26 protein-coding genes and 1 tRNA gene are annotated in these 21,925 nt (G+C 44.7%); 5 read left to right on the top strand and 22 right to left on the bottom strand.

Translation table 11 applies throughout. The annotated features are described in order from the left end of the window. Positions 1 to 2 precede the first annotated feature (2 nt). Together ACSSU7_RS10890 and ACSSU7_RS10885 are read left to right on the top strand one after the other, a co-directional pair. Positions 3 to 629 carry a PEP-CTERM sorting domain-containing protein gene (locus tag ACSSU7_RS10890; RefSeq protein WP_492516496.1) on the top strand — a complete coding sequence of 209 codons (627 nt, stop codon included), beginning with the start codon at positions 3 to 5 and terminating at the stop codon, positions 627 to 629. Between the two features lie 403 nt (positions 630 to 1,032). Next, positions 1,033 to 2,094, top strand: a complete 1,062-nt coding sequence (locus ACSSU7_RS10885; RefSeq protein ID WP_492516495.1) for an MBL fold metallo-hydrolase — start codon at positions 1,033 to 1,035, stop codon at positions 2,092 to 2,094. A gap of 106 nt (positions 2,095 to 2,200) precedes the next feature. On the opposite strand, the gene ACSSU7_RS10880 is transcribed toward ACSSU7_RS10885, so the two are convergent. The 5 genes from ACSSU7_RS10880 to rpsU all read right to left on the bottom strand — a co-directional run bounded on the left by ACSSU7_RS10880 (position 2,201) and on the right by rpsU (position 6,869). After that, a tRNA-Ile gene (locus ACSSU7_RS10880) sits at positions 2,201 to 2,279 on the bottom strand. Between the two features lie 26 nt (positions 2,280 to 2,305). Further along, on the bottom strand, positions 2,306 to 4,246 hold the full coding sequence (rpoD, locus tag ACSSU7_RS10875; protein WP_492516494.1) for an RNA polymerase sigma factor RpoD: 1,941 nt from the start codon (positions 4,244 to 4,246) through the stop codon (positions 2,306 to 2,308). Between the two features lie 93 nt (positions 4,247 to 4,339). Beyond that, a complete protein-coding gene (gene dnaG / locus ACSSU7_RS10870) occupies positions 4,340 to 6,079 on the bottom strand; it encodes a DNA primase (RefSeq protein WP_492516493.1) in 1,740 nt (579 codons plus the stop codon). Between the two features lie 124 nt (positions 6,080 to 6,203). Then, a complete protein-coding gene (locus tag ACSSU7_RS10865; protein WP_331018684.1) occupies positions 6,204 to 6,647 on the bottom strand; it encodes a GatB/YqeY domain-containing protein in 444 nt (147 codons plus the stop codon). 9 nt (positions 6,648 to 6,656) lie between these two features. Then, positions 6,657 to 6,869, bottom strand: coding sequence for a 30S ribosomal protein S21 (gene rpsU, locus ACSSU7_RS10860; RefSeq protein WP_015833002.1), 213 nt, complete (start codon positions 6,867 to 6,869; stop codon positions 6,657 to 6,659). A 172-nt stretch (positions 6,870 to 7,041) separates the two neighbouring features. Here rpsU and tsaD point away from each other — a divergent pair, with 172 nt between their 5' ends. Beyond that, positions 7,042 to 8,064, top strand: a complete 1,023-nt coding sequence (gene tsaD / locus ACSSU7_RS10855) for a tRNA (adenosine(37)-N6)-threonylcarbamoyltransferase complex transferase subunit TsaD (protein WP_492516492.1) — start codon at positions 7,042 to 7,044, stop codon at positions 8,062 to 8,064. A gap of 43 nt (positions 8,065 to 8,107) precedes the next feature. Here the strand turns inward: tsaD and plsY are convergent, their stop codons facing one another. Next, entirely contained in the window at positions 8,108 to 8,749 is a 642-nt protein-coding gene (gene plsY / locus ACSSU7_RS10850; RefSeq protein ID WP_492516491.1) for a glycerol-3-phosphate 1-O-acyltransferase PlsY, read from the bottom strand. 144 nt (positions 8,750 to 8,893) lie between these two features. On the opposite strand from plsY, the gene folB reads away from it, so the two are divergent. Together folB and ACSSU7_RS10840 are read left to right on the top strand one after the other, a co-directional pair. After that, entirely contained in the window at positions 8,894 to 9,244 is a 351-nt protein-coding gene (gene folB, locus ACSSU7_RS10845) for a dihydroneopterin aldolase (protein WP_492516490.1), read from the top strand. Continuing rightward, positions 9,244 to 9,984, top strand: a complete 741-nt coding sequence (locus ACSSU7_RS10840; protein WP_492516489.1) for an endonuclease/exonuclease/phosphatase family protein — start codon at positions 9,244 to 9,246, stop codon at positions 9,982 to 9,984. Before folB ends, ACSSU7_RS10840 begins: the two co-directional genes overlap by 1 nt. 309 nt (positions 9,985 to 10,293) lie before the next feature. Here the strand turns inward: ACSSU7_RS10840 and xerD are convergent, their stop codons facing one another. The 16 genes from xerD to ACSSU7_RS10760 all read right to left on the bottom strand — a co-directional run bounded on the left by xerD (position 10,294) and on the right by ACSSU7_RS10760 (position 21,906). Beyond that, positions 10,294 to 11,202, bottom strand: coding sequence for a site-specific tyrosine recombinase XerD (xerD, locus tag ACSSU7_RS10835; RefSeq protein WP_492516488.1), 909 nt, complete (start codon positions 11,200 to 11,202; stop codon positions 10,294 to 10,296). Further along, positions 11,195 to 11,731 (bottom strand): methylated-DNA--[protein]-cysteine S-methyltransferase, encoded by a 537-nt coding sequence (locus ACSSU7_RS10830; RefSeq protein WP_492516487.1) that lies wholly within the window; start codon positions 11,729 to 11,731, stop codon positions 11,195 to 11,197. The genes xerD and ACSSU7_RS10830 overlap by 8 nt, the downstream gene beginning before the upstream one ends. A 237-nt stretch (positions 11,732 to 11,968) precedes the next feature. After that, positions 11,969 to 12,364 carry a 50S ribosomal protein L19 gene (rplS, locus tag ACSSU7_RS10825; RefSeq protein WP_492516486.1) on the bottom strand — a complete coding sequence of 132 codons (396 nt, stop codon included), beginning with the start codon at positions 12,362 to 12,364 and terminating at the stop codon, positions 11,969 to 11,971. 65 nt (positions 12,365 to 12,429) lie between these two features. Continuing rightward, complete coding sequence (gene trmD, locus ACSSU7_RS10820; protein ID WP_492516485.1) at positions 12,430 to 13,167, bottom strand: tRNA (guanosine(37)-N1)-methyltransferase TrmD; 738 nt, start codon at positions 13,165 to 13,167, stop codon at positions 12,430 to 12,432. Positions 13,168 to 13,200: 33 nt separating this feature from the next. After that, complete coding sequence (gene rimM, locus ACSSU7_RS10815; RefSeq protein ID WP_492516484.1) at positions 13,201 to 13,737, bottom strand: ribosome maturation factor RimM; 537 nt, start codon at positions 13,735 to 13,737, stop codon at positions 13,201 to 13,203. A gap of 36 nt (positions 13,738 to 13,773) precedes the next feature. Further along, positions 13,774 to 14,220, bottom strand: a complete 447-nt coding sequence (rpsP, locus tag ACSSU7_RS10810) for a 30S ribosomal protein S16 (protein ID WP_135278710.1) — start codon at positions 14,218 to 14,220, stop codon at positions 13,774 to 13,776. 146 nt (positions 14,221 to 14,366) lie between these two features. After that, the gene (queC, locus tag ACSSU7_RS10805) at positions 14,367 to 15,047 is read right to left on the bottom strand and encodes a 7-cyano-7-deazaguanine synthase QueC (protein WP_492516483.1); all 681 of its coding nucleotides are present in this window, start codon (positions 15,045 to 15,047) and stop codon (positions 14,367 to 14,369) included. Continuing rightward, positions 15,044 to 15,682: a 7-carboxy-7-deazaguanine synthase QueE gene (gene queE / locus ACSSU7_RS10800; protein WP_492516482.1), complete on the bottom strand. Its 639-nt coding sequence runs from the start codon at positions 15,680 to 15,682 to the stop codon at positions 15,044 to 15,046. Before queE ends, queC begins: the two co-directional genes overlap by 4 nt. Positions 15,683 to 15,822: 140 nt before the next feature. Further along, entirely contained in the window at positions 15,823 to 16,623 is an 801-nt protein-coding gene (locus ACSSU7_RS10795; protein ID WP_492516481.1) for a YbgF trimerization domain-containing protein, read from the bottom strand. 24 nt (positions 16,624 to 16,647) lie between these two features. After that, on the bottom strand, positions 16,648 to 17,223 hold the full coding sequence (pal, locus tag ACSSU7_RS10790; protein ID WP_135278714.1) for a peptidoglycan-associated lipoprotein Pal: 576 nt from the start codon (positions 17,221 to 17,223) through the stop codon (positions 16,648 to 16,650). Positions 17,224 to 17,266: 43 nt separating this feature from the next. After that, positions 17,267 to 18,568 carry a Tol-Pal system beta propeller repeat protein TolB gene (gene tolB, locus ACSSU7_RS10785; protein ID WP_492517794.1) on the bottom strand — a complete coding sequence of 434 codons (1,302 nt, stop codon included), beginning with the start codon at positions 18,566 to 18,568 and terminating at the stop codon, positions 17,267 to 17,269. Between the two features lie 104 nt (positions 18,569 to 18,672). Continuing rightward, positions 18,673 to 19,494 (bottom strand): energy transducer TonB, encoded by an 822-nt coding sequence (locus ACSSU7_RS10780; protein ID WP_492516480.1) that lies wholly within the window; start codon positions 19,492 to 19,494, stop codon positions 18,673 to 18,675. A gap of 25 nt (positions 19,495 to 19,519) precedes the next feature. Then, positions 19,520 to 19,915 carry an ExbD/TolR family protein gene (locus tag ACSSU7_RS10775; RefSeq protein ID WP_492516479.1) on the bottom strand — a complete coding sequence of 132 codons (396 nt, stop codon included), beginning with the start codon at positions 19,913 to 19,915 and terminating at the stop codon, positions 19,520 to 19,522. 53 nt (positions 19,916 to 19,968) lie between these two features. Then, positions 19,969 to 20,643 carry a protein TolQ gene (gene tolQ, locus ACSSU7_RS10770; protein WP_492516478.1) on the bottom strand — a complete coding sequence of 225 codons (675 nt, stop codon included), beginning with the start codon at positions 20,641 to 20,643 and terminating at the stop codon, positions 19,969 to 19,971. 130 nt (positions 20,644 to 20,773) lie between these two features. Continuing rightward, the gene (ybgC, locus tag ACSSU7_RS10765; protein ID WP_492516477.1) at positions 20,774 to 21,181 is read right to left on the bottom strand and encodes a tol-pal system-associated acyl-CoA thioesterase; all 408 of its coding nucleotides are present in this window, start codon (positions 21,179 to 21,181) and stop codon (positions 20,774 to 20,776) included. 41 nt (positions 21,182 to 21,222) lie between these two features. After that, entirely contained in the window at positions 21,223 to 21,906 is a 684-nt protein-coding gene (locus tag ACSSU7_RS10760; protein WP_492516476.1) for a tetratricopeptide repeat protein, read from the bottom strand. Positions 21,907 to 21,925 lie beyond the last annotated feature (19 nt).

Raw genomic sequence — 21,925 nt, 5'->3', positions numbered from 1 at the left:
CAATGCCAAATTATCTCAGTGTTTTTTTATATACCATAATGCTGATGTTTTCAATTATCCCCAATGCTGTTGGTCAAATTATTCATTGGGAGTTTACTGAAATGCCGATTCATACTGATAGCGGCTACATTAGAGGTGGCTTTGATTTCAATACCAGCACATACGACATCTTTAACATTACCGTTCAAACAGGGAATGATTCTGGACTAGGTTGCTTCCCATGTAACAACTTTGCCGGAGCTACAGGCTCTTATGTAGAGTCATACAACCCTGATGGCACCCTTGGTACCTATTCCATCACCCTTGAAGAAACCTTCCAATCAGGTCCACTACTAGATAGATACTACATACTAACTGTTACAGGTAATATTTATTTTGGAAGTACCTCACCTTTTAACCTTAAAACTACTGGAGTTATTACTGATCTAACACTAAATGAAATTGGTTTTGTAAGGCTTGGTGAAGAGTATGGCCCTGATGATATTTATGATAGTTACGGTTGCCTAACTTGCGTCACTGCCACAGGTGAAATGACCCCAGTTCCCGAACCTGAAACTTACGTTATGTTTTTAACTGGGCTTGGTTTAATAGGTTTTGCTGCCAAAAGAAAATCTAGGCTATTAAGTTAATTAAAAACAACAAATCTCAAGCATCATCAGGCTCCTTACTGCTCTAGCCCGCTTCTGCGGTTGGTTAGTCTTGTGTACTCAGCAATATCAGCAAAGAAGGATATGTATAGTGATACGCCATGAAGCACGCTGCATAAGAAAAAACCCGCATCTAGGCAGGTTTTGAGAGGTTGTTACTTTATGATTCTAAGTGATCGGTGCCCCCTGTGAGTCGAACACAGCACCAACGGATTATTTATTGGTTTAATGCATGCAACTAACTTACCTCAAAGTATCTGTACTTATATCAATAGGTATAAACTAGATTCAACTATCTATTGATAATCAAAATGAGGCCGCCTATGTTGACTCTCATACCTCTCTAGATACAGTACTTAATTGCCATGAACCTTGGGAGATGATCATGAAAAGCAATTTAAGAATGATGGTGAACATCCTATTTGTGACTTCGCTTACGTTTTTTCTTATAGCATGTAGCGATATCTCCAAGTTATCAACCAAGACTATTGATTCGCCTAAAGCCCAGGTTACAGTGATATATGATGCTTTTGGCAAGAATCCAGCCCTGCAAAAAGATTGGGGCTATGCAGCGCTTATCGAATATGGTGGAAAACGTATCCTATTTGACACTGGGGACAATCCAGATATTCTGGCGCACAACGCAAAGATATTAAGAATTGATCTTTCGAAACTTGATTTCGTCGTCATGTCACACAGACATAGTGACCATATGGGCGGCTTAAACTATCTACTGAGTGTTAATCCCAAAGTAAAGATATACGCCCCCAAAGAGAACTTCGGTGTTTATGGCTTTTCTCTCCCCAGCACTTTTTACCGAAAGGATAACTCTCTTCCTCCAGAACAGCGTTATTACGATGGAAAGCCACCAGAGATAATGAAATTTGGCTCGGCATGGCCTAACGTTAATTTTGAATTGATAGAGAAAACCACTGAAATTCTGCCCGGAATTCATTTGATATTCCAGATTTCAGATAAACTGACAACGATGGAGTTAAGAGAACTCTCGCTAGCTATTGAAACACCGGAAGGCGTCGTTCTGATAGTTGGCTGTTCCCATCCGGGTCTAGACAAGATTGTGGATGCTGCAACTAAGATTAATAAGCGCATTCACATGGTGACGGGAGGGTTTCATCAAGTAGTCGCTAAGGATATTGATATTGAGCAAATCGTAAGTGCTCTGCATGACACTTTCAGAGTAGACTTTGTTGCACCGAGTCACTGTACCGGAGAGCCCGCTTTCACTGCATTTAAGGAAGCTTTTGGGGATCATTACATCTATGCTGGGCTAGGTACTTCCATTGGACTGAATGCCAACACTTTACCAATTGCAAATATTAGCAATAAAAAGTTGATTATGGACGTAGATGAGTTAAGAACTTACCGTGCACTCTTGTCAAAAAGTGATGAAAAATTGGTGTTGGCAAGCAGTGAAGTGATTAGGTAAAAAATTAGTAAATAGCTTTCCAACGTAATGGACTGGGTTACTATTTAAATCACCCCAAATAACAGAAAAACGACCTAGAGATTTATCCCTAAGTCGTTTTATTTTTTGGTGGCCCCCCTGTGAGTCGAACACAGCACCAACGGATTATGAGTCCGCTGCTCTAACCAAGCATGAGCTAGGGGGCCTAAACTTTTGAAGTCATTATTTTAAACTAATCTTGTCCAGTTTCTAAGAAGCTTCTTAATCTTTCTGAACGAGTTGGATGACGCAACTTGCGTAGCGCCTTCGCTTCAATTTGTCTAATACGCTCACGCGTTACATCAAATTGCTTACCTACTTCTTCCAAGGTATGGTCTGTGTTCATTTCAATACCAAAACGCATACGTAATACTTTTGCTTCACGTGGTGTGAGTGATTCCAACACTTCACTTGTCGCATCGCGCAAGCTAGCATAAACCGCTGCATCCACTGGCGCCAAGGTGGTGCTGTCTTCAATGAAGTCGCCCAAATGTGAATCTTCATCGTCACCAATTGGTGTTTCCATTGAAATTGGCTCTTTGCTGATTTTCAAGATTTTACGAATCTTGTCTTCAGGCATTTCCATTTTTTCAGCTAACAATGCTGGGTCTGGCTCAATACCAGTCTCTTGCAAGATTTGGCGACTGATACGATTCATTTTGTTAATCGTTTCAATCATATGTACTGGAATACGGATGGTACGTGCTTGGTCAGCGATAGAACGCGTAATCGCCTGACGGATCCACCATGTTGCATAGGTTGAGAATTTAAAACCACGGCGGTATTCAAACTTATCTACCGCTTTCATCAAGCCGATATTACCTTCTTGAATCAAATCTAAGAACTGCAAACCACGGTTTGTGTATTTCTTAGCGATAGAAATCACCAAACGCAAGTTAGCTTCAATCATTTCACGTTTAGCACGACGCGCACGCGCTTCGCCTGTGGTCATTTGCTTATTGATTTCTTTCAGCTCTTTCGCTGAAATACCCACTTTAGCTTCTAAATCAATAATACGTTGTTGCTGGTCTAAAATTGAGTGGTTAAAGCGCGCCAATTTTTCATTGTATGGCTTGTCAGATTTAAGCTCTTCTTCCAACCAAGCTAGATTGCTTTCATTGCCTGGGAATGATTTAATGAAGTATGGACGTGGCATGCCTGCTTTTTCAACGCAGAAGTCCAGCACTTTACGCTCATGACCGCGCACAGTTTCAACTAAACCACGCACTTGATCACACAGCGTTTCTACTTGTTTTGGTGAGAAACGGAATGCCGTCAACTCAACTAGAATTTCAGACAGCAATGCAAGATACTCTGGGTCTTGCGAGCCTTTAACTGGCAAGATGACTGTCATTTTTTGGTGGGCTGCACGCACTACTTGGAAACGTTTAAGCAGTTCTTCTTTAAGCTTAGCTAATGCTTCCGCAGAAATAGCCGCGGCTTTTGCGCCGTCTTCATCGCCTTCGTCTTCTTCATCCTCAACTTCTGGCTCTTCATCGTCTTGAGACTCTTCTGTCATTGCGTCATCTAGACCAATATCAGAGTCAATCAAGCCGTCTACCAAGTCATCCACGCTAAGCTCATCACGCTCAACTTTGTCCACCATTTCCAACAAAGCGGCAATTGTGGTTGGGCAAGCGGCAATTGCCTGCACCATGTGTTTTAAGCCGTCTTCAATACGACGTGCAATCTCAATTTCGCTTTCGCGTGTAAGCAAATCAACCGTACCCATTTCACGCATATACATACGCACAGGGTCAGTAGTACGGCCGAACTCTGAGTCTACCGTTGCAAGTGCTTGCTCAGCCTCTTCCACCGCATCATCATCAGTAACCGCTGGAGGTGCATCAGACATTAACAACGCTTCAGCATCAGGTGTCTCTTCATACACCTGAATACCCATGTCGTTAATCATGCCGATAATGCCATCAATCTGCTCAGAGCCTTGAACATCATCTGGCAAGTGATCGTTAATCTCAGCATAGGTCAGGTAGCCGCGCTCTTTACCTAATACGATTAAGCTTTTTAGACGAATGCGGCGCTCTTCAGCACTGACTTCCTGCAACTGTTCTGGGCGAACGTAGTCTTCTGCATTTTTTTCAGCTTGTTGATCACTTTTCTTTGGTCTTGCCATGTCTTACCTCTAAAATTTTAGCTCAGCCATGATGCCTACATCACATATGGTGAATAAGATTACCGTAACCGTGCATTATAACAGAATATAGCCTTATTTTGGCTGGGGTTTATTGCCTACAGATTTCAATAATGCGATTTCATCAGCAGTTAACGCACTCAAAGGCTTTTCGCTAATTCGCGCCAGCAGTGACGTACCTTGTCGCTGTGTATGCACTGCCTGCAACTGCTGACGCGCGCCCGTAACTTCTTGTGCCTGATCTAGCGTATCATCCAATAACGTTAACTCTCGCTGCAATTCAAGTAACACGCTAGTATCAATTTTGCGCTCCAACTCGCGCAACAACACCGCAGGTTTAGAATGGGGATAGAGCAGGCAGATTTCAATCACCTGCCGCAATAAAGCATCGGCATCATCTCGCTCATCCAACAAACTCAAATCATCTTGTTGCGCTAACGCTGGGTGCATCAGCAACATCAAACCAAAGCGCTTTTGTAGCGACATCGTGGTACGTGTCAGCTTCGGCTTAGCCTTCACAGGCACTTTATGCAGATTAGGCAACTTTAACAGCGCCTGCATTTCATCCTGTGACAGCTGCGCTAACTCAGCCACTTTCTTACGCAGATACATCGCGCTACGCGGCGCATTAATCTGCTGCATGATAGGCTCTGCTTCATTCAGAAAGCGCACGCGGTCTTCCTGACTTTGCAAAGGGTTATCCTCACTCAAGTGCTGCAGTATGTACTGAGACAACGGCATTGCCGATTTAATTTCAGCTTCGAACTTTTCTTTACCAAATTCGCGCACGTAAGAGTCCGGGTCATGCTCTTTAGGTAAAAAGAGAAATGACAGCTTCAAGCCATCGGTCAATGCTGGCAACGCATTCATTGCCGCACGCCATGCTGCGGTGCGCCCTGCATTATCACCATCAAAACAAAAAACAATTTCATCTGCCTGACGTGTCAACTTTGTAATATGGTAAGGCGTGGTTGCTGTACCAAGCGCAGCAACCGCATATTCAATCCCGAATTGCGCCAGCGCCACCACATCCATATAGCCTTCAACCACCAAAGCGCGACCCGCATCGCGGATTGCCCGACGCGCCAAGAACAAACCGTACAACTCATGCCCTTTTTGAAACAACGGCGTTTCTGGTGAGTTGTAATATTTAGGCGTATCCTCCGGGTTAATCACACGGCCGCCAAAGCCTATGACCTGCCCTTTTTGATCATGAATCGGAAACATGATACGGTCACGGAAACGGTCGTAACGCCGACCTTGCTCATTCTCTACAACCAAACCCGCTATGGTTAACGCCTCATTCTCATAATGCGGGAAAACGCTTTGTAAATTTTGCCAGCCTGCCGGCGCGTACCCGACCTGAAACTTAGCCGCCACTTGGCCACTTAGGCCGCGTGCCTTCAAATACTCAATAGCCCGAGGGGATTTCTTTAGCTCAGCTTTATAAAAATTGGCCGCCTGCTGCAAGGCATCCTGCAAACCAACAACCACTTTAGGCGCCGGCTTGTCGTTATCTCGCACCTCTTGCGGCACAGTCATGCCAACCATTTTGGCTAAATCATGTATAGCATCAACAAAACTAACCCCTTGATACTCCATCACAAAACCTATGGAAGTACCATGTGCACCGCAGCCGAAGCAATGATAAAACTGCTTGGTTGGGCTTACGGTAAAGCTGGGGGATTTTTCATTATGAAACGGGCAGCAAGCAGAATAGTTAGCGCCGGCTTTTTTTAGCGGTACGCTTTTATCAATCACGTCGACAATATCAACGCGATTTAGCAACTCTTGAATAAAACTTTCAGGTATCAAAGTGTCCGCTTTAGCTAAAATAACTACGTGAATAGAATTTGCTAGCCATTCTAGCGCAATCTTTTAAAAACAAAAAAGGAGCTAGTCGCTCCTTGTAATGTCTACTTGCATCTATCGCTACGGGTTAACCTAGACGAGTTTTAATCAATCCGGAAATTTTACCCATGTCAGCACGGCCAGCGACCAACGGCTTAATTTCAGCCATGACCTTGCCCATGTCTTTAATACCAGCAGCGCCTGTATCAACCACAACTTTTTCCAAGATGGCTTTAATCTCATCTTCAGTCAGCTGTTGTGGCAAATACGTTTGCAACACTGTGACTTCAAACTTTTCTACATCAGCTAAATCATGACGATTAGCTGACTCATACGCAGCAATAGAGTCACGACGCTGTTTGAGCATTTTTTCAATCACAGCAATTACATTGCTGTCATCTAATTCAATACGCTCATCTACTTCACGCTGTTTAATAGCCGCTTGTAACAAACGTATTGCGCCCAAACGCACGCTATCTTTAGCGCGCATTGCGGTTTTCATGTCCTCAGATATCTGAGCTTTTAACGACATGAAAGCTTCTTAGTACAATTTTGCTGGTAAAGTTTGCTTCATCAAGCGACGATATTGACGCTTAACAGCAGCAGCAGCTTTACGTTTACGTTCCCATGTTGGCTTCTCGTAAAATTCGCGAGCGCGAAGATCATTCAACAAACCAGTTTTTTCAATTAGGCGCTTAAAGCGACGTAGAGCAACGTCAAACGGCTCATTTTCTTTTACGCGTACACTAGACATTTATTCTCTCTTATCTGCAACAATTTAATTAGGTGATGCTCAAGCTCGCCAAACAAAGGCTCATAAACTTGAGAAAAGTCCACCATTTTAATCGTATAATTACTTTTATTCAATTACTTTTATAGCTTTGTGTTATAAAAATGCACTTTAAGATAAAAATGGAACAAAATAAATGTTAGTTTTAGGCGTTGAATCATCATGTGACGAAACCGGCATCGCCTTATATGACACCGACCACGGCTTATTATCACACGCCTTACACTCACAGGTGGAAATGCATGCAGAATACGGGGGCGTAGTGCCGGAACTTGCATCACGCGACCATATCCGCCGCGTATTGCCCCTTACCGAGCTTGCACTTAAAGATGCCAATAAATCATTACAAGACATTGACGCTATTGCCTATACACAAGGCCCAGGCCTTTCTGGCGCGCTACTTGTGGGCACCAGCTTTGCCGAGTCATTAGCATTTAGCCTGCAAATCCCCACCATTAATGTCCATCACCTTGAAGGTCATTTATTAGCCCCTTTATTAGAAGACAACCCACCCGCGTTTCCATTTGTTGCTTTGTTGGTTTCTGGCGGCCATAGCCAACTCATGCGCGTGGATGGCATAGGGAAATATGAACTACTGGGCGACACGCTAGACGATGCCGCTGGTGAAGCATTTGATAAAACCGCCAAATTATTAGGTTTAGGCTATCCTGGCGGCCCTGCGCTATCCAACTTGGCAAAAACAGGTAAGCCGCGCTTTAAATTACCGCGCCCGCTACTCAATAGTGGTGACTTGAACTTTAGCTTTAGCGGACTTAAAACCTCGGTATTAACATTGGTGAATCAGCATCAGCCACTGGATGCAGAGACGACAGCCGATATTGCCTATGAGTTTCAAGAAGCGGTGACCGAGGTTCTCACCATCAAGTGCATGAATGCTCTGCGCGAGACGGGACTAGATAACCTGATTGTGTCGGGTGGCGTTGGTGCAAACGCAAAACTACGTGAGAAGCTCAATGCTGCCACTAAACGCAAGCTATGCAAAGTTAGCTACCCTCGTTTGGAGTTTTGCACAGACAATGGCGCAATGATTGCATTTGCGGGCGCGATGCGCCTAAAAGCCATGCAAAATAATGTGGAAGCAAACTACAGTTTTAGCGTAAAACCACGCTGGAACTTAAGTGAATTACAGGCGCCTTAGCCATCACACCCTGCTTGCAAGGCATGATGACGGCAATCCAAGCCTATTTCTTTTTACCGAAACCTGACTCCGTACCAGCCAATAGTTTTTTGATATTACTTCTATGACGCCATATCAGAAATATGGACATCACCAGTACCATTTGCACATAATCTGAAACACCAAGCGCATTATCCGCATTAGCCAGTAAGAACCATGCGTATACCGGTGCCAATGCAGCGGCCACCAAAGCAGCAAGCGAAGAGTAACGTGATATGGCAAACACTACGAGCCAAGTCAACACCGCTGCCAAGGCTAGCATAGGGTCGATTGCTAGCATCACACCCAAGGCTGTTGCGACCCCTTTACCACCTTTAAAACCATAGTAGATTGGGTATAAGTGGCCAAAAAATACTGCCAAGCCGACCGCACTGACTACCCACATAGTCATGCCTGACTGCAAAGCCAGCCATACCGGGAACCAGCCTTTAAACACATCGCCCAACAAGGTGAGAATTGCAGCTGACTTTTTACCACTGCGCGCCACGTTGGTAGCACCGATATTGCCACTGCCCACGGTGCGCGGGTCAGGCAAACCAAACAACTTACTTACTAAAATTCCAAACGCAATAGAACCCAGCAGATAAGCTGCAACTATCCACACAGCAGGCACTAGGGTAACCGGAATAAAACCTAACTCATTCATTTAAACACTCTCTCTAATTGTCACCCCCGTATAGAGGGAAATCCACTTCTTATTAGCGCAACACCACAATAAATTGTGGTTTAATATTCAAGATATTACTGGATTACCGCCTTGGCGGGAACGACGACATACAAATAAGGCATTATGGACACCATTTTTTTAAGTGAAGTTAAAGTACAAACCAAACTCGGCGTACCCGAATGGGAGCGCATGACGCCGCAGACGATTATTCTAGATATAGAAATCGGCTATGACCTCAGCAAAGCATGTCAAAGCGACGATGTAAACGACACCATCGACTACGGCGCAGTGGTTAGCCGTGTACGTGACACGCTACAGGAAAACAGCTTTCAGCTCGTAGAAAAGCTTGCCGAACACCTATGCCAATTGATATTGAAAGAATTTAACGCGTTAAGCGTGAAGATTAAAGTGGCTAAACCGACGATATTACCGGGGTTGAAGGCGCTGGGGGTGATTGTGGAACGTAGCAAATAGTGAAAATAGTTTCATGGAATTGCAATGGTGCGTTTAGAAGGAAATTCGCGTACCTTGCTCAATTTGAAGCAGATGTGCTAATCATTCAAGAATGTGAAGACCCATCTCAGTCAAAAGATGTAAATTATAAGGATTGGGCTATAAATTACATTTGGCTAGGGAACACCAAAAACAGAGGGCTTGGTGTGTTTGCTAAAGATGGCGCAATCCTTGAACACCTAAAGTTCGATCAACCATTCGAAGAGACTCAACTGAAATGGTTTATTCCTTTTCGCTACAACGACAATTTAGAGTTTGTAGCAGTTTGGACCCAAAAAAGCGATAGTGGTTACTTCAGATATATTGGTCAATTCTACAAGTTCATCATGAACAACCTAGATAGAATCTCTAATCAAATTTTGATTGGGGATTTCAACAGCAATAAAATCTGGGATTACAAGCGCTCAGAAGGCGACCATTCATCATGCGTTAACTTTCTAAAAAATAAAGGTATTGTTAGCCTTTATCACGAGTTACTGAAAGAAAATCAAGGTGAAGAACAACAACCTACCTTTTATCTTTATCGCAATCTGTCCAAAGCTTACCACATTGATTATGCGTTCTTGCCAGAGCCATTGTTAGCGGGCGCATCAATATTTATAGGCGATCACAAAGAGTGGTTAGAAATAAGTGACCACATGCCAATAGTATTTGAAATCCCCCCACTCCCCCTTACACCACGCCGAGCAACGCAGACATAAAGGGAGTTTTCAGCAATCGGCTGTTTGAGCCGTTAGGCGAGTTTCCGATTGCTGCCCTTTTTGTCGAGTAGCGCAGAGAAGGCGCAGCCCGTGGTGTGGGGTGCCGTTTTCTTTGGTTACTTTTGGCGCCAAGGTCGCTGTGTAACAGCGGGAACTTGGCGGACATACCAATTACTGGTGCTTTTCAGGCAGTTAAAAGAAAGTAACTAGCTGTCGGGCTACCCCCGACCTATTACCAAAACCGCAAGGGTTGTCCCCGCAGAGCTGTGCATGAAAACCACTAGACTCCTTGTCCAGCACGAAGTTACACTAACCTCTCGGATGATGCACACTATGCAAACGCTTCAACCGCTCCCTAGCCACATAGGTATAGATTTGCGTAGTTGAAATATCTGAATGCCCCAGCAGCATCTGCACCACCCTTAAATCAGCACCATGGTTGAGCAAATGCGTAGCAAAGGCATGACGTAACACGTGTGGTGACATATGCTTGGTGATGCCAGCCAGCAAGGCATAACGCTTAATCATGTACCAAAACGTCTGGCGTGTCATGGCATCGCCACGGTTTGTTACAAATACGGCATCAGACAGACGGTTTTGTAAGATCTGTGGCCGCGCCTCCTTTAAATAGCGCGAAATCCACTCTACCGCATTTTCACCTATCGGCACTAAACGCGTTTTACTACCCTTACCAGTGACACGTACCACGCTATCACTCATACTAATTTCGCTTATTTTAATGGTCACCAACTCTGAAACACGTAGCCCACTGGCATATAGCAACTCAAGCATCGCTTTATCACGCAAGCCCAATGCATCATTCACATCTGGTGCATTAAGCAGCGCTTCCACCTCTTCCTCATTCAAGCTCTTAGGCAAACTACGCGGCAGCTTGGGTGACTCGATCTGCAAAGTAGGATCTATCGCGATTTGGTTCTCACGTAAACTATAGCGATAAAATCGCCTAAGGGTAGCGATTAGACGACCGATGCTACGCGGCTTGCTGAGGGGGAACTTAACCGCCAAGTATTGCTGAACATCGGCTTTATCAATGGTGAGCAACTGCTTACTTTGTGACAGCGCCCAAATAGCAAAGGCGGTTAAATCCAACCGGTAACTATCTAATGTATTTTTAGATAAGCCATCCTCCAGCCATATGGCATCGATGAATGCATCTATACCTGCCGCATCTTCAGGCGCAAGTGTACGCTCACTCATGCAAGCGCCCTTCTGGATCAGTTAGCTCATGCTGCAACAACCATTGCTTAATGAGCAATCCATTGTGGGTGCCTTGCATAAAGCCGCCTAAGCCATTTTTAGCCACCACGCGATGACACGGGATCAACAATGGTAAGCGATTAGCTCCGCAGGCATTGGCAACCGCGCGCGGCCCTGAGCCAATTTGCTGCGCTAGCTCACTATAGGTACGAGTTTGCCCACGTGGAATAGTAGCGATTGCCTGCCACACCTTCTGCTGAAAAGCGGTGCCATTTTGCTCTACGGGTAAGTCGAACGCCGAACTGGCTTGTTGTAAATATTGCAATACCTGTTCAGAGGCAAGGCTGACTAATGAATGGGTGGATGGGGTTTCTAGTGTTACCTCTCCATGTGGCGGTAACACTTGCACAACTACTGGCAGTGCCAACAGCTCAATCAGCAGCTGACTATCCTGAATAGCAATACGCACGCGACCAAAAGGCGCCCTAATTAAGGCATCATTACCTGCGGTTTGGAGGTTAATATTCATCTTGCCATAGTAAACCAAAGCAAGGCTAAACTAAAGCCAGCTAACTCAGAGCAAGCCAAACCAAAGCTGACTTACAGCTAAGCAAGAAAAACAAAAGTCAGTCCACCGCAAAACTCTTGCATTGATAGCGCCCCTTAGCTAACGATGATTGCTAGCTGACTAATGTACATAACAAAAAACCCCAATGATTTTCATCTATTGGGGTTTTGCTGTGTTTTACAACACTAAGACTGAGTCTTACGCTTTTTCTACTGGCGCTAAAACTTCTCTGTCACGTGCTACTAATTTCTCTTTAATACGTGCAGATTTACCTGAACGCTCACGTAGGTAGTACAGTTTCGCACGACGTACATCACCGCGGCGTTTCAATTCGATTGAAGCGATTAATGGTGAGTAAGTTTGGAATGTACGCTCAACGCCTTCACCTGAAGAGATTTTACGCACGATGAATGATGAGTTCAAACCACGGTTACGTTTAGCGATAACAACGCCTTCGTATGACTGCACACGTTTACGTGTACCTTCAACTACGTTTACGCCCACTACTACTGTGTCACCTGGTGCAAAGTCAGGGATTGTTTTGTTTAGGCGGGCAATTTCTTCCTGCTCTAACATTTTAATAATATCTGCCATCTTCTTTATCTCTTCCGGTTGCCCGTCGGAGTTCCTTTTAATTGTGAAGAAACTTGTTCCTGCTACTAATCTTCTTGTAGCAGCCGTGTTTCCTCTTTCGTCAACGGCCTTGCGGCCAATAAATCGGGACGTTGATCCCGAGTTCTGTGCAATGACATTTTCAAACGCCACTGCTTAATCTTGGCATGATTACCAGACATTAACACCGCTGGTACTCGTCTACCGTTATATTCTTCTGGTCTTGTGTAGTGCGGGCAATCTAACAGGCCATCTACGAATGAGTCTTCAATCGCAGAGTCACTATCGCCCAACGCACCCGGTAACTGGCGGATAATCGCATCCATCAGCGCCATTGCAGGCAACTCGCCACCACTTAACACATAATCACCAATTGATATTTCTTCATCCACCTCAGCATCAATTAAACGCTGATCGACACCTTCATATCGACTGGCAAGCAATACCAAACCTTGCTTTTTACTTAACTCCATCACTTTCTGATGGGTCAACGGCTTACCTGCTGGAGATAAATGCACTACCCAGCTATCAGCTTGTTCAGTAGATTGCGCCGCTTTTGCTGCGCCAATCGCCTGCTCTAACGGCTGTACTAGCATTACCATGCCAGGACCACCACCATACGGCCTATCATCTACGGTTTTATGATTATCGCTGGTGAAATCACGCGGATTCCAGAAGCCAACCTCATAAATACCCTGCTGCATCGCCCTGCTTGTAATGCCATGCTTAGTGATAGCATCAAACATCTCAGGAAACAGGGTCACAATGTCAAATTTAAACGCCATGATTCAATTTAAATGGTTTGATTTCAACCAAAACTAAAAGTCTTCGTCCCAATCAACCAACATTGTTTTAGCTTCTAAATCAACTGCCAATACAACGTCTGTAATAAACGGTATCAGGCGCTCTTGCGGTTTGTCTTTACCAGCGTCTGCAGAAACCACATCCGGTTTAACCACAAGCACATCATTTGCACCTGTTTCAAACACTTCAGTAATTAAGCCAAAATCAACACATTGACTATTGGTAACACGCAAACCGACTAAGTCTGACCAGTAATACTCATTCTCGTCAGGCTCAGGCAACTCTGCTCTAGGCACAGCAATCTGCTTGCCTTTGCAAGCGAATGCAGCATCACGGTCATCAATACCCTCTAACTTCACAACAATCACATCGTTATGAATTTTAGCGGTTTCTACGACCATTTCGCGCCAGTCATCACCTTTGCCTAGCCACCACGTGTCATAATCAAACAGACCGTCGATAGCTTCTGTATCCGGCACCACTTTGAGCCAACCATAAACGCCGTAGGGCGCAACAATGCGCCCCATTACCACCATGTTATTCACAGCCATTTTAATGGCTTAGGCATAACACCTAAGCCTTTTAAATTAAGCGTCAGCAGCTGGTGTTTCAGCAGCGGCAGCCTCAGCAGCTTTAGCTGCGGCAGCAGCCTCTGCAGCTTGAGCATCAGCTTCTGCTTTAGCAGCGTCAGCGGCTGCTTTTAATTTTGCAGCTTCTTCAGCAGCAGCTTTAGCTTTAGCAGCTTCAACTTTAGCAGCATCTTTTGCTTTAGCAGCGATAGCAGCTTCTGGACCTTTTGCATGGAATTTAACCAAACGTGCAACTGTCTCTGACAATTGCGCGCCGTTATTTTGCCAGTGAGTCACACGAGCTAAATCAATACGTAAACCTTCAGCATTTGCGCTAGCTGATGGGTTGTAAAAACCAACACGCTCAATAAAGCGACCATCACGACGATTGCGTGAATCAGCTACAACCACGTTGTAGAAAGGAGTTTTTTTCGCGCCACCACGAGCTAAACGAATAATAACCATAATCTTTGTTCTCTTTTGAAAAATTTAAAGCAGAAAGGCGCGGATTTTACGTTATTTATGCACCACTTGGCAAGCTATTTATCGATATTTCTTATCGGCTAATGTTTTATATAAAGATTTATATAAAAATCGCTTACCAGCTAGGTTTATAAATGCAATTTATAACGGGTAGGGTCCGCTAACCCTGCGGCTAAGAAGCCATCGCGCCGCAAGCGGCACGAGTCACACAGACCACACGCTTCACCTTCACTATCAGCCTGATAGCATGAAACCGTCATGGCATAATCTACACCTAACTCGGTGCCTAACGTTACGATTTGCGCCTTGGTCATATCGATCAATGGCGCGTGAATCGTAATGGTTTTTCCTTCCACTGCACTTTTAGTGGCTAGGTTGGCCATATCCTGAAAGGCTTTCACATACTCGCCTCGGCAATCTGGATAGCCAGAATAATCCAAGGCATTGACACCAATAAATATATCTTGTGCTTGCAACACCTCCGCCCAAGCCAGCGCTAGCGATAACATAATCGTATTACGGGCAGGTACATAGGTGATAGGGATACCTTCTGTTGCGCTTTCTGGCACAGCGATGGCATCATCGGTCAGTGCAGAGCCGCCAAACAGGGACAAATCCAGCTGTGCAGTTTTATGCGCAGCCGCACCCATGACTTTTGCCACGTTCTTAGCTGCATGCAACTCTGCAATATGGCGCTGATGATAATCCAAGCTCAGACAATAACACTCAAAACCTTGATTGCGCGCATAGGCAAGCACAGTTGCAGAATCTAGGCCGCCAGAGAGTAATACAACCGCTTTTTTTGTCATTTCCCAGGCACCTCGCCCCATAAAATCTTATGCAATTGCAATTGCATGCGTACAGGCAACTTATCCGCCAACACCCAATCCGCCAAATCAGCTGGCGCCAACTGACTATAAACCGGTGAGAATAGCACTGAGCACTTGGCTGTGAGTTGCTCTTTTACCAAAAGCTCCTTTGCCCACTCATAATCTGCGCGGCTACATAGTACAAACTTTATTTCATCTGATTTTTTAAGATGGGCTAAGTTACCCCATAGATTGTTCTTTAGTTCACCAGAGTCTGGTGTTTTGATATCTAAAATGACCGATACGCGTGTATCCACTGGGCTAATGTCAATAGCGCCACCAGTCTCCAACGAAACGCTATAACCCTGATCACACAAAGCTTTGAGCAAAACATGGCAATCCTTTTGCGCAAGCGGCTCGCCGCCAGTCACAGTGACGTACGGTGTACCGAACTCAGCCACTTTAGTGAGGATGTCATCAACCTCCATATTACTGCCACCGCTAAAAGCATAGGCTGTATCGCAATATACGCAGCGCATTGGGCAGCCAGTCAGGCGCACAAATACTGTAGGCAGCCCTACACGTGATGACTCGCCTTGTAGCGAATAAAAAATTTCATGGATTTTAAGTTTCATCTAAATACTTTGCACACCAACAATGAATAACGCAAAAAAATAGCGCCAATAAGTAATGGGCGCTATTTTAACTTAAAAGCTTTATTTGCCTAAATATAGGCAAATAAACAACTTTTAGGTTACTTACCTATTTTAAATACTTATCTAATCGCCTCTAGTGCTTTTAGGCGCTTCTGTGCAGCTGGCGTCAACTCACTGTTTGGAAACTTGGCGATTAAATCACGCAATGTTTTTTTAGCGCCTGGCACTAAACCTAGCTGAATCTGGCTATTGGCCATATTAAACATCGCATCTGGAACCTTAGGGCTATCCGCATAGGTATCAATCAGTTTTTGCTGCGTAGCAATCGACGACTTATAGTTCTTTAACGCAAATTGCGAGTAACCTAAGCCGTACATCGCCTCATGTGCCTGCGCACTATTTGGGTAGTCTTTTAAAAACTTGTCGTACTCTTTGAAAGCTTCTTTATGTTTAGACTCTTTTGACAGGCCGTTGGCTAACTCCAACAGCTGGTATTCTTGTGTATTTTTCTCAGCCACCGCTGGCACAGGTGCCGCAGTTTCAGCAACTGGTGCAGACTCCAACTTACGCAAGCGCTCATCGATATCTGTATATAAATCTTTTTGGCGTTGAAGTGCGGTTTCAACTTTATGATTAGCGACTTCCAGCTCGCCTTTCAATCTTGCATTCTCTTGCTTCAATGCATCTAGCTGCGATTGCATATCAGCCAAACCATTTCTTGTGACAGCATCTCGCTGCTCATTTGATTGCTTTAAATCACGAATCGCAGATTGCGTAGCCTGATTCTGAGTTTGCAAGCTCTTCTCAACTTCCAGTATTTTCTTTCGTGCCTCATCGTCATCGAACAATGCCGAGTGACCGCTAATAGAAAATAATTGCGTTGCTAAAAACACGCTAGACAGAATCAGGTTCTTCATCATTTTTTAAACGTAATACCTAAAAAATTAATCGTTTTCGTAAACTACATCTACGCGACGGTTTTGTTGGTTGCAAGCTTCATCTGCACAATTTGCTGTTGCTTTTTCTTCACCCAAGCTAACTGTTTCGATTTGTTTATCTTGCACGCCTAACAAGTTCAATGATTTTTTAACTGCTACTGCACGGCGTTGACCCAATGAAACGTTGTACTCACGTGTACCGCGCTCATCCGTATTACCTTGCAATACTACTTTAGCGTTGCTGTTAGCTAGCAAGTATTTAGCGTGCGCTTCCACTAGTGGACGGAACTCAGCTTTTACTGCGTCGCTATCAAAGTCAAAGTAGATGTTTCTTTTTGACAAGATATTGTTTGGATCTTTCAATGGGTTGTTGCCATTGTTAGCGTTGCTATCAATCACTACTTCTTTAACGCCTGAAGTGTCTGCTGAACCATTTGCAGATGATTGTGTTGATGCACCTGCTGGGCTTTTATCTTGCACGCCAGCTGGTTTGTCTGTCATTGGTGTGCTTTTACAAGCTGACAATAATGCTGCTAACACTAATGCACCCAATACTTTTTTATTAAACATTCCCTTATTCATTACACTCTCCTTTAGTAAAAACAAATCTATCTATTACATACTACTAATTCAGTAACGGGCCCCAAGCTGGCTCACGTATATCTCCGCCAGATTCGCTCAGACGCTGCTTGACGCGACCATCTGCAGACACGGCAGCAAGCGCACCACGACCCGCTGTTCTGGTCGCATAAAGCACCACACGGCCATTAGGCGCAAAGCTAGGTGACTCATCCTGATTACCTTCGCTTAGAATCTGCACTTGCCCAGTTGCTAAATTTTGTAATGCGACGCGATACCTTCCACCGTCATTGCGAATCATCGCCAACGACTTACCATCCGGTGAAAAACGCGGGCTTAAATTGTAAGGGCCATCAAACGTAACGCGCTGTGCGTCACCGCCGATAGATGACACTTTGTAAATTTGCGGACTACCGCCTCGGTCAGAACTAAAATAAACCCACTTAGCATCCGGCGACCAAACTGGCTCTGTATCAATGGCATTGCTTTTGGTCAGCTGCCTTAAGCCACTGCCATCAGCATTAATTAAATAAAGCTGTGAGTTTGCTGCATGCGTTAATACGATAGCAAGTTTACTACCATCTGGCGACCATGCAGGTGCACTATTATTGCCTTTAAAGCTAGCTAAGGTAATGCGTTGCCCTGTCATCAATGACTGCACAAAGATAATAGGCTTTTTCTTCTCAAATGAAACGTAAGCGATTTTAGTGCCATCTGGTGACCATGCCGGAGAAATAATCGGCTCATTAGATGACACCACCGTTTGCGGGTTAACGCCGTCCGCATCCGCCACTTGCAATGCATAACGCCCTTTAGATTTATTAATGTAGGCAATGCGGCTAGCAAATATCGCTGACTCACCGGTTAGCTTTTGGTAAATCACGTCTGCAATCTTATGCGCAGTCATGCGCAATTGACTAGGCGTGATGTTGTAGTCCATATCTGCCAACTGGGTTTGCTTAAGCACATCACCCAGCTGGAAACTTACTTTAAGGCGATTACCAGGCAACACTTCAATTTTACCTACGGCTATAGCTTGTGCTTGCAGGTTAGCCCAATCACTGTATTTTACTTGCGATATAGCGCTAGGCTTACTCGCCACGCCAGCCGTCTCCAGCACGCGAAACATGCCGCTACGGCGCAAGTCGGCACTGATGATATTGGCGATATTTTCTTGGTTTTTAACTGCATCTTGGTTAAAAGGCACAATGGCGATAGGCAATTGCTGCGCATTACCGCCGCTAATTTCAATTTCCAAGGCGGCATGGCTTACTGAAGTCATCATTGCAGATACGGCGATTGTGCAAACAAGCAGCACTCTCTGAAATAAACTAGGCATTTTTTTCATATAGCGTATGGTCAGTAAGGTGTTAAAAAGTTCATGAAATTTTACTGCAATCTGCAATAGATGCCAGCGCATTTACACTTGCTTACATTTCACCTACCCCGTATTTAGTCTTTACTGGGGTGGAAAGTCAGCTTTAATGTCCTGAACTGTGAGAATAAAGTTTTATCTTCAGGTAACGGCAAGGGTTCAGAGGCACGAATCGCACGCTCAACCGCATCATCGCAACTGGCGTTACCGCTAGACTTTATCAGTTTTGGTGATGCACTTATTTCGCCAGTAGGTAACAAGGCGATTTCAAACTTCAATTCAGGGTTGCCATCGCCGCATAGGGACTTATTCACATTATTGCGAATTTTCGCCTGTATCTTAGCTTTAAACTCATCTACCACGCCAGCCTTAGCCGCGCTGACTTTAGGCTCGGCCGATGTGCCGGAATCGCTTAGACTTTCTTGCTGCAGCTTTTTCAGCGCATCGTTGACCGGCAGCTTTTTAGGCTTTTCTGCCGGCTCTTGCAATAGCTGTTTCTGCAACTCAGCTAGCTGATCAACTTTCTTGACCGGCTTAACTTGCTCTTTTGGTGGCTCTTTAATTGGCTCTTTCTTCACCGGCTTTTTAGGCGCCTCATGTTTAATCACAATCTCAGGCGTGGGCTTAGGTTCAGGCTTTGGTTCGATTACTGGCTCAGGTTTTGGCTCAGGCTTAGGGACTTCTTTTACCACAGGCACTGGCGGCTCAATGACAGGCTCAGGCGGCTTAGCTACGCTAGCGGCAGGCAGGCTATCCCACAACTCAACCTCGGCAATACTGACAGGGTGCGTCGTTTTCCAGTTAAATGAAATCAACAAGGCACCCAACAGTATGGCGTGCACAGTGATAGAAAGCACACCGGCTTTGAATGAGTCTGGATTTTCGCGCTGACGTAACATGATGTAATTAGAAATAAACTGCACCTTAAACTGGTTTTAGCAGCAGACCAACTTTATCGACACGATTGGTCTTGAGCAGATCCATAATGCCAATCACATCTTCGTATTTAACGTTTTTATCCGCGGCAATAACCACAGAGCGCTCCGGAGATTTTGTGAGCGTAGCCTGTACCGCCACCAACAACTCATCACGCTGCATGGCTTTGCTATCTAGCTCTATGCTGCCATTTTTCTTCACCGTCACCACTACAGGCGGCAATTTAGGTTGATTCAGCGCTTGCCCAGCACCTGGCAACTCAACGATGCCAGGGTTAGTCATAGGTGCGGTCACCATAAAAATAACCAACAGAACCAAGGTCACGTCGATATACGGCACGACGTTGATTTGATTCATCATGCGGCGTTTACGTGTTCTGCTCATCACGCAACTCCTGTTGAAATCAATTTAAAAGTAAACATCAAGCACACCGCCATTTAAGATTTGCGCTGCAAAATATTAGTAAATTCTTCCATAAAGCTTTCGTAGCGTACAGAGAGCCTATCCACAGAACTGGCAAATCGGTTATAGGCAATCACCGCTGGAATCGCCGCAAATAGGCCAATTGCTGTTGCTACCAATGCCTCCGCAATGCCGGGCGCTACTTGGGCGAGGGTTGCTTGCCCAACGCTGGATAAGCCTCTAAACGCATTCATAATGCCCCACACCGTGCCAAACAAACCGATATACGGACTAACAGAACCTACTGATGCAAGGAAAGGCAGGTGTGCATCAAGCTCATCCATCTCACGGTTGTAAGCAGCGCGCATGGCACGGCGTGCACCTTCCATCACATCAGATACATCCATACGTGTCTGTTGCTTATGGCGTGCGTACTCTTTGAAACCCGCTTCAAAAATACTTGCCATGCCTTGTGGTTTACGACGATGACTAGTAATGCTGTCATACAGCTTATTGAGGTCGCCTCCGCTCCAGAACGTATCTTCAAAATCTTCTGCGTCACGCTCTGCACGCTTAACGGTGGCTACTTTAATGAAAATATACCACCAAGAAAATAAAGACGTGATGATCAAAATAAGCATCACCAGTTGCACCGGTAAACTTGCGCCTGCTACCAGGCTGAAAAAAGACATATCACTACTAGCGCTCATAACTTCTCCACTTTTTATCTACCGCTCTTTTGATCTAATACCTTGTTAAGCCGTGTGTTTGTAAACGCGCGACTGAGCCGCATCGGCCATGATTTAATGTATCAACCACACCAAACTGCACGCGGCTATGTTACTCAAGCGTTGCTTGTTTAATTTGTGCTGGAATCCCTACAGGCTTAAAGGTTGCGGCATTCACAAAAGCCGCTTTCACATGCGCGTTAATCAGTAACTCACCATTACGCGTAATGGTTTGTGCTAACTCGATACTACCGTGGCCGATTTTAACGATATCGCAATGAATTTCAAGCATGTCATTAAAATAGGCTGGCTTCTTAAAGGTAATAGACAGGCTATGCACCACGATTATGATACCTTGACTGTCCTTTAATTCAGTTTGCTCAAACCCTAATGCTCGTAGCCACTCGGTTCGGGCACGCTCCATAAAGTTCAAGTAATTGGAATGATAAACGACACCGCCAGCATCAGTGTCCTCATAATAAACGCGCACTGGCCAACTAAAGTTTTTCTGCATACTCATGGGAAAATTTTAACACAGCAGAAAAATTCTTCGGCTTTAATCTATTGCCATCCATCTCGAATTTTTCGGTATGAGTAATCATCCCCAGCCAACTTACCATTTTCGTACCATTGTCGCGCTAAACCGTCGTTTCTATCAACAAACAAACCTAGCTCGTACATATACCCAATATTACCCATTGCAAAACCATGTCCATCATTGGCTGCCAACATTAAATTATCAAAGGCTAATTTGTAATCTTTACTTACACCATAACCATTTAAATACATCCATCCGATACCACCAGTTGCCTCAGCCGAACCCAGGTTAGATGCGGCTTTATACCATTTAATCGCCTCACCATAGTTTTGATTAACACCATATCCATCAATAAAAAGGCGCGCTAAAGCCATTTGGCTTTTAATATGATTATGTTCAGCAGCTAGTAAATAATATTTTGCCGCCTCTTCATTACTTTTGTTTACACCAACACCCCAACGATACTTTTCTGCTTTTGCATAAATTTGGTCTAACTTTTCATTGTCATACGACTCAGAAACCGCTTCACGCTGATCGTCATTTTTTAAAGGCGCTTTTAACGCCTCATTACTCATGAAGGCTAATGGATGTTTAGTCTCGTAATGGGAATAGTAATATTGAGCGGCATAGCCCATGGTAAACATCGCAACAATAAAGCCAATGCCAATGGCAAAACCACTAACAACCCACCTTAAGAACCAAACCATATCAATACATCCTTAAATT

This window comes from Methylotenera sp. E1MeOHC1 (genome assembly GCF_058745595.1).
The sequence above is the reverse complement of the archived record's forward strand: the minus strand, read 5'-3'. Positions and strand labels throughout refer to the sequence as shown.